A 12,167-nucleotide genomic window follows, 5' to 3' on the forward strand; every position below is an offset into this window, starting at 1 on the left:
GAGCAGGCTCGCTCCCACAGTTAAAACATCGGCGTGCGCAGTGTGCAGGATTTCACCAATCGCCCGCCCCAAGGCATACTTGCCACCCTCCGCACTTCAGAATCCAGAACCACCCCATGCGTATCCACGTCAGCTTCATCGACCGCGTCGGTATCACCCAGGAAGTCCTGGCCCTGCTCGGTGGGCGCAATCTCAACCTGGATGCGGTGGAAATGATCCCGCCCAACGTCTACATCGACGCCCCGACCCTGAGCCCGGACGTCCTGGAAGAGTTGCGCGATGCGTTGCTCAGCGTGCGCGGCGTGCAGGCGATGACGGTGGTCGACATTCTGCCCGGTCAGCGTCGGCACCTGCAGCTCGATGCGCTGCTGGCGGCCATGACCGATCCGGTGCTGGCACTGGACAGCGCGGGCAAGGTGCTGCTGGCCAACCCTGCGTTGATTGCCCTGTACGGCCGCGAACCGGCCGGTGAAAGTGTCGCCGATCTGTTCGCCGACCCGGCCCTGCTCGACACCTTGCTCGAACACGGTTTTCGTTTGCCGCTACGGGAAATCACCGTCAACGGCCAGACCTTGTTGCTCGACGCCACACCGATTACCGATGCCGGCGCCCTGCTGACCCTGTATCAACCCAACCGCATTGGTGAACGCCTGTCGGCGCTGCACCACGATCACGCCGAAGGTTTCGATGCACTGCTGGGCGAGTCACCGGTGATCCGCACGCTCAAGGTGCGGGCCAAACGGGTAGCGGCGCTCGATGCGCCGCTGTTGATCCAGGGTGAAACCGGCACCGGCAAGGAACTGGTGGCCCGTGCCTGCCACGCCATCAGTGCGCGGCATAACTCGCCGTTTCTGGCGTTGAACTGTGCGGCACTGCCAGAGAACCTCGCCGAAAGCGAATTGTTCGGCTATGCCCCCGGCGCCTTCACCGGTGCGCAACGCGGTGGCAAACCCGGACTGATGGAACTGGCCAACCAGGGCACGGTGTTCCTCGACGAAATCGGCGAGATGTCGCCGTACTTGCAAGCCAAGTTGCTGCGTTTTCTCAATGACGGCAGCTTCCGTCGAGTGGGCGGTGATCGCGAAGTGAAGGTCAACGTGCGCATTCTCAGTGCGACCCACCGCAACCTCGAAAAAATGGTCAGCGAAGGTCTGTTCCGCGAAGACTTGTTTTACCGTCTCAACGTCCTCAACGTCGAAGTCCCGCCACTGCGCGAGCGTGGCCAGGACATTCTGCTGTTGGCCCGCTACTTCATGCAGCAGGCCTGCGCGCAGATCCAGCGCCCGGTCTGCCGCCTGGCGCCGGGGACTTATCCGGCCCTGTTGGGTAACCGTTGGCCAGGCAACGTGCGGCAATTGCAAAACGTGATTTTCCGCGCCGCGGCCATTTGCGAAAGCAGCCTGGTTGACATCGGCGACCTCGACATCGCCGGCACCTCGGTGGCACGCCAGAGCGACCAGGATGTCGACAGCCTGGAACAGGCGATGGAAGAGTTCGAGAAAACCCTGCTGGAAAAACTCTACGTCAGCTACCCCTCGACCCGGCAACTGGCCAACCGCCTGCAAACCTCCCACACCGCCATCGCCCACCGGTTGCGCAAGTACGGTATTCCCAACAAGGCCTGAACAACACCCCCTCCCTGTAGGAGCTGCCGAAGGCTGCGATCTTTTGATCTTGATCTTAAAAACAAAATCAAAAGATCGCAGCCTTCGGCAGCTCCTACGCGCGGATGCGCTGCACCCGCATCAAAACCGACCTCCACCTGTACTGAAAGCGCTACAGCGGAACGATATCGCTACACCCCTGCCTGACCTGCGCTTTGCAAGGCTTTGATCCACTTCAGCTTTTATCTTCGCTCCCAGCTGTAGCGATTTCGCTACAACCCATGGATTAGCTCAATCCAAAAATACACTTAACTCATTGATTTATAACAATAAATAAACATTGGCCGCGTTCTTGCTACATATCCGCTCATAAATCAGGGCAATAGCCCAAGCATTCAACCGCGTCCACCAGACGAGTCTGGCCCATTAGGAGTTTTCCATGAGCGAATTGCGTTTTACTGAAGATCACGAATGGCTGCGCACCGAAGCTGACGGCACTGTCACAGTCGGCATCACCGCTTTCGCACAGAACGCGCTGGGTGACGTGGTTTTCGTACAACTGCCTGAACTGCAGTCCTACGAGCAAGGCGCTGAAGCTGCCACCGTGGAATCGGTAAAAGCGGCCAGCGGCGTTTACATGCCTCTGGACGGTGAGGTGCTGGAAGTGAACCCGGCGCTGGACAGTGCCCCGGAGCTGGTCAACGAAGATCCGCTGGGCGAAGGCTGGTTCTTCCGCTTCCAGCCTGCCGACGCATCGGCTGTCGCCAAACTGCTGGATCAGGACGCTTACGACCGTCTGATCAAAGCCCAAGCCGACGCCTGAGGAACACTGACATGACCCAAGTCAACCTGACGACTTCGAACGAATTCATCGCCCGTCATATCGGCCCGCGCGCCGGTGACGAGCAAGCGATGCTCAACACCCTCGGCTTCGACTCCCTGGAAGCCCTGAGCGCCAGCGTTATTCCCGACAGCATCAAGGGCACCAGCGTGCTCGGCCTGGAAGACGGCCTGAGCGAAGCCGACGCCCTGGCGATGATCAAAGGCATCGCCGGCAAGAACCAACTGTTCAAAACCTACATTGGCCAGGGCTACTACGGCACCCACACGCCGTCGCCGATCCTGCGCAACCTCCTGGAAAACCCGGCCTGGTACACCGCTTACACCCCGTACCAACCAGAAATTTCCCAGGGCCGTCTCGAAGCGCTGCTGAACTTCCAGACCCTGATCAGCGACCTCACCGGCCTGCCGATCGCCAACGCCTCGCTGCTCGACGAAGCCACCGCGGCCGCCGAAGCCATGACCTTCTGCAAGCGCCTGAGCAAGAACAAGGGCAGCCATCAATTCTTCGCTTCCGTGCATAGCCACCCGCAAACACTCGACGTACTGCGCACCCGTGCCGAGCCACTGGGCATCGACGTGGTGGTCGGTGACGAGCGTGAACTGACCGATGTCAGCGCGTTCTTTGGCGCCCTGCTGCAATACCCGGCGAGCAACGGTGATGTCTTCGACTACCGCGAACTGACCGAACGCTTCCACGCCGCCAACGCTCTGGTTGCCGTCGCCGCCGACCTGCTGGCCCTGACCGTGCTGACGCCTCCGGGTGAGTTCGGCGCCGACGTGGCTATCGGCAGCGCGCAGCGTTTCGGCGTGCCGCTGGGCTTCGGTGGCCCGCACGCCGCTTACTTCTCCACCAAGGATGCGTTCAAGCGCGACATGCCGGGCCGTCTGGTCGGCGTGTCCGTAGACCGTTTCGGCAAGCCGGCCCTGCGTCTGGCGATGCAGACTCGCGAACAGCACATCCGCCGCGAGAAGGCCACTTCGAACATCTGCACCGCGCAAGTGCTGCTGGCCAACATCGCCAGCATGTACGCCGTGTACCACGGTCCGAAAGGCCTGACGCAGATCGCCAATCGCGTGCATCACCTGACCGCGATTCTGGCCAAGGGCCTGAGTACCTTGGGCCTGAACGTTGAACAGCAACACTTCTTCGACACCCTGACCCTGAATACCGGCGCTAACACCGCCAAGCTGCACGACCAGGCTCATGCGCAGAAGATCAACCTGCGCGTGGTCGATGCCGAACGTCTGGGCCTGTCCCTCGACGAAACCAGCACCCAGGCCGACGTCGAAACCCTGTGGGCCCTGCTGGCCGCAGGCAAAGCGCTGCCGGACTTCGCCGCCCTCGCCGCGTCGGTAGAAAGCACCCTCCCGGCTGCTCTGGTGCGCCAGTCGCCGATCCTCAGCCACCCGGTGTTCAACCGTTATCACTCGGAAACCGAGCTGATGCGCTACCTGCGCAAGCTGGCGGACAAGGACCTGGCCCTGGACCGCACCATGATCCCGCTGGGCTCGTGCACCATGAAACTCAACGCCGCCAGCGAAATGATCCCGGTAACCTGGGCCGAGTTCGGCGCCCTGCACCCGTTTGCCCCGGCCGAGCAAAGCGCCGGCTACCAGCAACTGACCGACGAACTGGAAGCGATGCTTTGCGCCGCTACCGGCTATGACTCGATCTCGCTGCAACCTAACGCTGGCTCCCAAGGTGAATACGCCGGCCTGCTGGCAATCCGCGCCTACCACCAGAGCCGTGGCGAAGACCGTCGCGACATCTGCCTGATCCCGTCGTCGGCCCACGGCACCAACCCGGCCACCGCACAAATGGCCGGCATGCGCGTGGTCGTCACCGCTTGCGATGCCCGCGGCAACGTTGATATCGAAGACCTGCGCGCAAAGGCCATCGAACACCGCGAACACCTCGCCGCGCTGATGATCACCTACCCGTCGACCCACGGCGTGTTCGAAGAAGGCATCCGCGAAATCTGCGGCATCATTCACGACAACGGCGGCCAGGTGTACATCGACGGCGCCAACATGAACGCGATGGTCGGCCTCTGCGCCCCAGGCAAGTTCGGCGGCGACGTGTCCCACCTGAACCTGCACAAGACCTTCTGCATTCCCCACGGTGGCGGCGGCCCGGGTGTTGGCCCGATCGGCGTGAAATCGCACCTGACTCCATTCTTGCCGGGTCACGCTCACATGGAGAACAAGCAAGGCGCGGTCTGCGCAGCACCGTTCGGCAGCGCGAGCATTTTGCCGATCACCTGGATGTACATCCGCATGATGGGTGGCGCCGGCCTGAAACGCGCTTCGCAGCTGGCAATCCTCAACGCCAACTACATCTCCCGTCGCCTGGAAGAGCACTACCCTGTGCTGTACACCGGCAGCAACGGCCTGGTGGCCCACGAGTGCATTCTCGATTTGCGTCCACTGAAAGACAGCAGCGGCATCAGCGTCGATGACGTGGCCAAGCGCCTGATCGACTTCGGCTTCCACGCCCCGACCATGTCGTTCCCGGTCGCTGGCACGCTGATGATCGAGCCGACCGAAAGCGAATCCAAGGAAGAACTGGACCGCTTCTGCGACGCCATGATCCGCATCCGCGAAGAAATTCGCGCGGTGGAAAACGGCACCCTGGACAAGGACGACAACCCGCTGAAGAACGCCCCGCACACCGCAGCGGAGCTGGTCGGCGAGTGGTCGCACCCGTACAGCCGCGAACAGGCGGTGTACCCGGTTGCTTCGCTGATCGAAGGCAAATACTGGCCACCGGTCGGTCGCGTCGACAACGTGTTCGGCGATCGCAACCTGGTCTGCGCTTGCCCGTCGATCGAAAGCTATCAAGACGCGTAAGAACTACGCTTAACCCTGTAGGAGCAGAGCTTGCTCGCGATGGCCGTTATGCGGTCTATCTGATGAACCGCGTCATCGTTCATCGCTGGCAAGCCATGCTCCTACAGGTTCGGTGTGCTCCTCATAACAAGAAACCGGAGAACAACCATGTCGTTAAGCGTGTTCGACCTGTTCAAGATTGGCATCGGCCCCTCCAGCTCCCATACCGTCGGCCCGATGCGCGCCGCAGCGCGTTTCGCCGAAGGCTTGCGCCGTGAAGGGCTGCTGACGGCCACCGACTGCGTCAAAGTTGAGCTCTACGGTTCGCTCGGCGCTACCGGCAAAGGCCATGGCAGCGACAAGGCGGTACTGCTCGGCCTGGAAGGCGAACACCCCGACACCGTAGACACCGAAACCGTCGCCGCGCGCCTGCAAAGCATCCGTGGCAATGGGCGCTTGAACTTGCTCGGCGAACACAGCATTGCGTTCAACGAGAAAGAACACCTGGCGATGATTCGCAAACCGTTGGCCTATCACCCCAACGGCATGATTTTTCGCGCCTTCGACGCGGCGGGCCTGCAAATTCGCAGCCGCGAGTATTACTCGGTAGGCGGCGGTTTTGTCGTCGATGAAGATGCCGCGGGCGCCGACCGCATTGTCGAAGACGCTACCCCCCTGACCTTTCCCTTCAAAAACGCCAAGGAACTACTCGGTCACTGCGCCACCTACGGCCTGTCCATCAGCCAGGTGATGCTGACCAACGAAAGCGCCTGGCGCCCCGAAGCGGAAACCCGCGCCGGTCTGTTGAAGATTTGGCAGGTGATGCAGGATTGCGTCGCCGCCGGTTGCCGCAACGAAGGCATCCTGCCCGGTGGCTTGAAGGTCAAACGTCGGGCGGCCGCGTTGTACCGGCAATTGTGCAAGAACCCGGAGTCGTCCCTGCGCGATCCGCTGTCGGTGCTGGACTGGGTCAACCTGTACGCCCTGGCGGTCAACGAAGAAAACGCCAACGGTGGACGCGTTGTCACGGCGCCCACCAATGGTGCCGCCGGGATCATTCCGGCGGTGCTGCATTACTACATGCGCTTCATTCCTACAGCCAACGATGACGGCGTGGTGCGCTTTCTGCTGACCGCTGCCGCCATCGGCATTCTGTACAAGGAAAACGCTTCGATTTCCGGTGCCGAAGTCGGCTGTCAGGGCGAAGTCGGTGTGGCGTGCTCCATGGCGGCCGGGGCCTTGTGCGAAGTCCTTGGCGGCACCGTCCAACAAGTGGAAAACGCCGCGGAAATTGGCATGGAACACAACCTGGGCCTGACCTGCGACCCGATTGGCGGACTGGTGCAAGTGCCTTGCATCGAGCGCAATGCCATGGGTTCGGTCAAGGCCATCAATGCAGTGCGCATGGCCATGCGGGGCGACGGTCAGCATTTCGTCTCCCTGGACAAGGTCATCCGCACCATGCGCCAGACCGGCGCCGACATGAAAAGCAAATACAAGGAAACCGCCCGTGGCGGTTTGGCGGTCAACATTATCGAGTGCTGACGTGCGCTCATCTGCATAAGCACTTTTTCAGGAGCTGAATATGTCCACCGAACAACTGTTGAAAACCCCATTGCACGCACTGCACATCGAACTGGGCGCGCGCATGGTGCCGTTCGCCGGCTATGACATGCCCGTGCAATACCCGCTGGGCGTGATGAAGGAACACCAGCACACTCGCGATCAGGCTGGCCTGTTCGACGTTTCGCACATGGGCCAGATCCGCCTGACCGGCGCCAATGCCGCCAAGGCCCTGGAAACCCTGGTACCGGTGGACATCGTCGACCTGCCGGTGGGCATGCAGCGCTACGCGATGTTCACCAACGAAACCGGCGGCATCCTCGACGACCTGATGGTCGCCAACCTGGGTAACGACGAACTGTTCCTGGTGGTCAACGCGGCCTGCAAGGATCAGGACCTGGCGCACCTGCAAAAGCACATCGGCGAGCAGTGCAAGATCGAGCCATTGTTCGAAGAGCGCGCCCTGTTGGCCCTGCAAGGTCCTGCGGCGGTCACTGTGCTGGCGCGTCTGGCACCGGAAGTGGCAAAAATGACCTTCATGCAGTTCGCCCGCGTGAAGCTGCTGGGCGTGGACTGCTTCGTCAGCCGCTCGGGTTACACCGGTGAAGACGGTTACGAAATCTCTGTTCCAGCGGCCAACGCCGAAGCCCTGGCCCGCGCCCTGCTGGCTGAAACGGAAGTCGAAGCCATTGGCCTTGGCGCGCGCGATTCGCTGCGCCTGGAAGCCGGCCTGTGCCTGTACGGCCATGACATGAACACCGACACCACCCCGATCGAGGCCAGCCTGTTGTGGGCCATCTCCAAGCCGCGTCGTGCCGATGGCGCGCGTGCTGGCGGCTTCCCCGGCGCTGAAAACGTGTTCGCCCAACAACAGGACGGTGTCAGCCGCAAGCGCGTCGGTCTGTTGCCGCAAGAACGTACCCCGGTGCGAGAAGGCGCGGAGATCGTCAACGAAGCAGGCGAGATCATCGGCAGCGTCTGCAGCGGCGGTTTCGGGCCTACCCTGGGCGGACCTTTGGCGATGGGTTATCTCGACAGCGCTTATATCGCTATCGATACACCGGTATGGGCAATTGTTCGTGGGAAAAAGGTTCCTTTGCTTGTAAGCAAAATGCCATTTGTTCCACAACGCTACTATCGCGGCTGATTGACTGTTTCTATAAGTAACGCGATTGCGTTATGCCTGCACTAATGTGTAACGCAATCGCCATAAAATAGTGCATCACTCTTTCATTCCATTCGAATATGAACTTGGCTTATAACGTTCGAAAACAATTGAACAAGGTAATCGTATAAGCCCGCACTAGTGAACCGACTAAGCCAGCGAACACAGGAAAACCGGGGCCTTCGCGGGGCTTGTTTTTTCTCCCGTAGTTGGCGTAGAGTTTGTTCACTGTGTTTGCATGGGTCGCTTGGAATCGTGACCTGGGCAGTAGCCTACAAGTTAGCTACATCCCGTTCGACGTCTTCTTACTCTCCTGCAACCCAGCCCCAGTACTCTCTCATGAGATAGAGACTGTCATTAATTTTAGCGTCAAAGGAAATAAGAAATGTCCCAACGTCAGAGCGGTACCGTCAAGTGGTTTAACGACGAGAAAGGTTTTGGTTTTATCACTCCAGAAAGCGGTCCGGATCTGTTCGTGCATTTCCGCGCTATTCAGGGCAACGGTTTCAAGAGCCTGAAAGAAGGCCAGAAAGTGACTTTCATCGCTGTGCAAGGCCAGAAAGGCATGCAGGCTGACGAAGTACAAGCAGAAGGCTAATCTTCTGTAACGAAAAAGCCCCTGATGCTGACATCAGGGGCTTTTTTGTGCGCGCAATTCCGTAAAATGGCTTCTTTTTCCGCCGAGAGCCGCCATGTCGAAACACTTGCTAACCCCCCAGGGCGAATTTCCTGCCGCTGGCCTGGGTCGTCGCCTGGCCGCCATGTTCTATGACTTCCTGCTGTGCACCGCCCTTCTGATCGTCACCAGCGGCGCCTACAAGATGATTCAGATGGCGATCATCGGTGAAGGCAAAATGCGCGCGCTCACAGAGTCCGGGGCGCTCGACGGCGACCCATTGCTCTCGACCGTTCTACTGTTCGTTTTGTTTGGCTTCTTCGCCAAGTTCTGGACCCACTCCGGCCAGACCCTGGGCATGCAGGTCTGGGGCATCCGCGTACAGAATGCCGATGGCTCTGCGATCAGCCTGTGGCAGGCGCTGCTGCGCTTTGTGGTGTCGATCGCCTCATGGCTGTGCGTTGGCCTGGGATTTTTCTGGTCGCTGTTCGACAAGCAGCAACGCAGCTGGCACGACATGTATTCCGACACCCGGCTTGTGCGGATACCGAAAAAACAAAAGTAACGCCCACAAAAAAGATCGCAGCCTGCGGCAGCTCCAACGGGTTTACGCTTAACCGTGTAGGAGCTGCCGAAGGCTGCGATCTTTTGATTTTGCTATTATGCGTTCCCTGCCAACTTCATCCGCGCCGCCTGGGTGAAGTCGAGCATACGCTTCAACGGCCGAATGGCCTGAGGAATCAGCGCCGGATCGACGAAGATTTCGTTCGCCCCCTCCTTCAAGCTCTTCAGCGTCCGCTCAAGGGTATTCATCGCCATCCACGGGCAGTGCGCGCAACTGCGGCATGCAGCGCCGTTACCGGCCGTTGGCGCTTCGATGAAGACCTTGTCCGGGCACAACTGCTGCATCTTGTAGAAGATGCCACGATCAGTGGCGACGATCAGGGTCTTATTCGGCAGCGTCTGTGCCGCCGCGATCAACTGGCTGGTCGAGCCGACAGCATCTGCCAGCTCGATCACCGATGTGGGCGACTCAGGGTGCACCAGGATCGCTGCATCAGGATACAGTGCCTTCATGTCTTCGAGCTGTTTGGACTTGAACTCTTCGTGAACGATGCAGGCGCCGTCCCACAACAGCATGTCGGCACCGGTCTGGCGCTGGATATAGGTGCCCAGATGCTTGTCCGGCCCCCAAATGATGGTTTCGCCGTTGTCCATCAGGCTTTCGACAATCTCCAGCGCACAGCTTGAAGTCACTACCCAGTCCGCCCGCGCCTTCACCGCCGCCGACGTGTTGGCATAGACCACTACCGTGCGCTCGGGATGCTGGTCGCAGAACGCGGAGAACTCGTCAACCGGGCAGCCCAGGTCCAGCGAGCACGTCGCTTCCAGTGTCGGCATCAGGATGCGTTTTTCAGGGTTGAGGATCTTGGCCGTTTCGCCCATGAACTTGACCCCGGCGACCACCACGGTCTTGGCCGGATGAGCATTGCCAAAGCGCGCCATTTCCAGCGAGTCGGAAACACAGCCACCGGTTTCTTCAGCCAGGGCCTGAATGATCGGATCGCAATAGAAGTGAGCCACCAACACCGCGTCCTGAGCCTTGAGCTCGGCGGCGATGGCGGCACGGTAATAGGCTTCCTCATCGACGGTCAGCGGCTTGGGCTGCTTGGCATCGAGGTGGGCTTGAACCAGAAGGCGTTCGGAAATCTGCGTCATGTTCGCAAGACCTGCAGGCGCATTCGCGCGAAAGTCGAGTATACACCCGGCTCCGGACCCATCAGGGTACCGCCGGGAAAGTGAGTATTCATCAGGCACGGACAGCTTTGAAGCTGCGCAAGGCTACAGAATATCCCGAGGATGCAAAAGATGATTCTGACCTGCGTCGTGCAGTGCTGCCCCAGAATCGGGCGGACTTAAATCGCGGGCAAAAAAAAATCCGGAAATCCTCACTTTCGTGGGCCTTCCAGACTTTTAAAACAGCTTGAAAATGGTGGGTCGTGTGGGATTCGAACCTACGACCAATTGGTTAAAAGCCAACTGCTCTACCAACTGAGCTAACGACCCGCTGTGTGGTGGCGCGTATAATACTGATTTTTAAGGACTATTCAACACCTATTTTAAAATAATTCAAAAATAAGGTGTTGGGTCGCTGATTCCGGCCGCTGCAAAGCCTTCCGCACGCAGGCGGCAGCTGTCGCACTTACCACACGCACGGCCCTGATCATCGGCCTGATAGCACGAAACGGTAAGACCGTAGTTCACACCGAGCTTCACGCCTGCCTGGACGATCTGTGCCTTACTGAGGTTTTGCAGCGGCGCCTGGATACGGAAGCCCTGGCCCTCTACGCCGGCCTTGGTCGCCAGGTTGGCCATACGCTCGAAGGCCTCGACGAACTCCGGGCGGCAGTCCGGGTAGCCCGAGTAGTCGACTGCATTCACACCGATAAAGATGTCACGCGCACCGAGCACTTCAGCCCACCCCAACGCCAGCGACAGAAATACTGTGTTGCGTGCCGGTACGTAAGTCACCGGAATGCCTTCCCCCGCCACTTCCGGCACATCGATGCTGCTGTCGGTCAGTGCCGAACCGCCGATGCCGTTCAGGTTCAAACCAATCACTTTGTGCTCGACTACACCCAGGTCACGGGCGACACGTTCGGCCGCATACAGCTCGGCGTGAGAGCGCTGACCGTAATCGAAACTCATGGTGTAGCAGCTGTAACCTTCGGCGCGTGCCATGGCCACGACCGTTGCCGAATCCAGGCCACCCGAGAGCAAGATGACCGCACGTTTTTGAGCAGTGTTCAGTTGTTCCGTCATTTCAGCGCCCCGGCTCGTCATTCCAAAGATATTTATGCAGCTGCAATTGCAGACGCACTGGCAGATTGTCCGCCACCACCCAATCAGCCAGGTCACGAGCATTCAGATCATGGTGACTTGGCGAAAACAGGACTTCGCCGGCTCGCTGGTCCAGACCGTACTGGATCAGCTTGGAAACGGACCAGTCATAGTCTTCACGCGAGCAGATGACAAATTTCACCTGATCGTTGGGCGTGAGCAGCTCAATGTTTTCATAACGGTTGCGATGCGCTTCTTTCGACCCTGGTGTTTTCAGGTCGACGACGCGACTGACCCTGGAATCTACCGCCGAGATATCGAGGGAACCACTGGTTTCCAGCGACACTTCGTAACCGGCATCACACAACCGCTTGAGTAAGGGAATGGCATTAGGTTGCGCCAGGGGCTCGCCGCCCGTGACACAAACATAGCGCGGGCGAAAACCGGCCACTTGCTCGAGGATATCGTCGAGCGTGCGGACAGTCCCGCCTGTGAACGCGTAGGCGCTGTCGCAGTATTGGCAACGCAACGGGCAACCGGTCAGGCGCACAAAAACAGTGGGCAAGCCGGCAGTCCGAGTTTCACCCTGCAACGAGTAGAAAACTTCGGTGATTCTCAATGTGTCTTGCATAGTCGCCACGGGCGTAACAGCTAAACAGGCTGTCCGCCTCCGTCAGGCACTTCAAGGAACCCCGACAATGCGCAG

10 protein-coding genes and 1 tRNA gene are annotated in these 12,167 nt (G+C 59.6%); 7 read left to right on the forward strand and 4 right to left on the reverse strand.

Going from position 1 to position 12,167, the window contains the following annotated elements; genetic code table 11:
• Nucleotides 1-116 precede the first annotated feature (116 nt).
• The 7 genes from ABTV22_RS23675 (at nucleotide 117) to ABTV22_RS23705 (ending at nucleotide 9,185) form a co-directional block, all read left to right on the forward strand.
• Nucleotides 117-1,625, forward strand: a complete 1,509-nt coding sequence (locus ABTV22_RS23675) for a sigma-54-dependent transcriptional regulator (protein ID WP_433736848.1) — start codon at nucleotides 117-119, stop codon at nucleotides 1,623-1,625.
• A 418-nt stretch (nucleotides 1,626-2,043) separates the two neighbouring features.
• Nucleotides 2,044-2,427: a glycine cleavage system protein GcvH gene (gene gcvH, locus ABTV22_RS23680; protein WP_433736849.1), complete on the forward strand. Its 384-nt coding sequence runs from the start codon at nucleotides 2,044-2,046 to the stop codon at nucleotides 2,425-2,427.
• A gap of 11 nt (nucleotides 2,428-2,438) precedes the next feature.
• Nucleotides 2,439-5,297, forward strand: coding sequence for an aminomethyl-transferring glycine dehydrogenase (gcvP, locus tag ABTV22_RS23685; RefSeq protein WP_433736850.1), 2,859 nt, complete (start codon nucleotides 2,439-2,441; stop codon nucleotides 5,295-5,297).
• Between the two features lie 147 nt (nucleotides 5,298-5,444).
• On the forward strand, nucleotides 5,445-6,821 hold the full coding sequence (locus ABTV22_RS23690; protein WP_433736851.1) for an L-serine ammonia-lyase: 1,377 nt from the start codon (nucleotides 5,445-5,447) through the stop codon (nucleotides 6,819-6,821).
• 40 nt (nucleotides 6,822-6,861) lie between these two features.
• Nucleotides 6,862-7,986, forward strand: a complete 1,125-nt coding sequence (gcvT, locus tag ABTV22_RS23695; protein WP_433736852.1) for a glycine cleavage system aminomethyltransferase GcvT — start codon at nucleotides 6,862-6,864, stop codon at nucleotides 7,984-7,986.
• A 403-nt stretch (nucleotides 7,987-8,389) separates the two neighbouring features.
• Complete coding sequence (locus ABTV22_RS23700) at nucleotides 8,390-8,602, forward strand: cold-shock protein (RefSeq protein WP_007931076.1); 213 nt, start codon at nucleotides 8,390-8,392, stop codon at nucleotides 8,600-8,602.
• Between the two features lie 94 nt (nucleotides 8,603-8,696).
• Entirely contained in the window at nucleotides 8,697-9,185 is a 489-nt protein-coding gene (locus tag ABTV22_RS23705) for an RDD family protein (RefSeq protein WP_433736853.1), read from the forward strand.
• Nucleotides 9,186-9,280: 95 nt separating this feature from the next.
• Here ABTV22_RS23705 and nadA read toward each other — a convergent pair whose 3' ends face one another.
• The 4 genes from nadA to queE all read right to left on the reverse strand — a co-directional run bounded on the left by nadA (nucleotide 9,281) and on the right by queE (nucleotide 12,092).
• A complete protein-coding gene (gene nadA / locus ABTV22_RS23710) occupies nucleotides 9,281-10,339 on the reverse strand; it encodes a quinolinate synthase NadA (RefSeq protein ID WP_433736854.1) in 1,059 nt (352 codons plus the stop codon).
• A 272-nt stretch (nucleotides 10,340-10,611) separates the two neighbouring features.
• Nucleotides 10,612-10,687, reverse strand: a tRNA-Lys gene (locus ABTV22_RS23715).
• A 63-nt stretch (nucleotides 10,688-10,750) separates the two neighbouring features.
• Complete coding sequence (gene queC / locus ABTV22_RS23720; RefSeq protein ID WP_433736855.1) at nucleotides 10,751-11,443, reverse strand: 7-cyano-7-deazaguanine synthase QueC; 693 nt, start codon at nucleotides 11,441-11,443, stop codon at nucleotides 10,751-10,753.
• Between the two features lies 1 nt (nucleotide 11,444).
• Nucleotides 11,445-12,092, reverse strand: coding sequence for a 7-carboxy-7-deazaguanine synthase QueE (queE, locus tag ABTV22_RS23725; RefSeq protein WP_433736856.1), 648 nt, complete (start codon nucleotides 12,090-12,092; stop codon nucleotides 11,445-11,447).
• Nucleotides 12,093-12,167: the final 75 nt, after the last annotated feature.

The sequence above is a fragment of the Pseudomonas putida genome (genome assembly GCF_050990305.1).
Taxonomy (GTDB): domain Bacteria; phylum Pseudomonadota; class Gammaproteobacteria; order Pseudomonadales; family Pseudomonadaceae; genus Aquipseudomonas; species Aquipseudomonas putida_AH.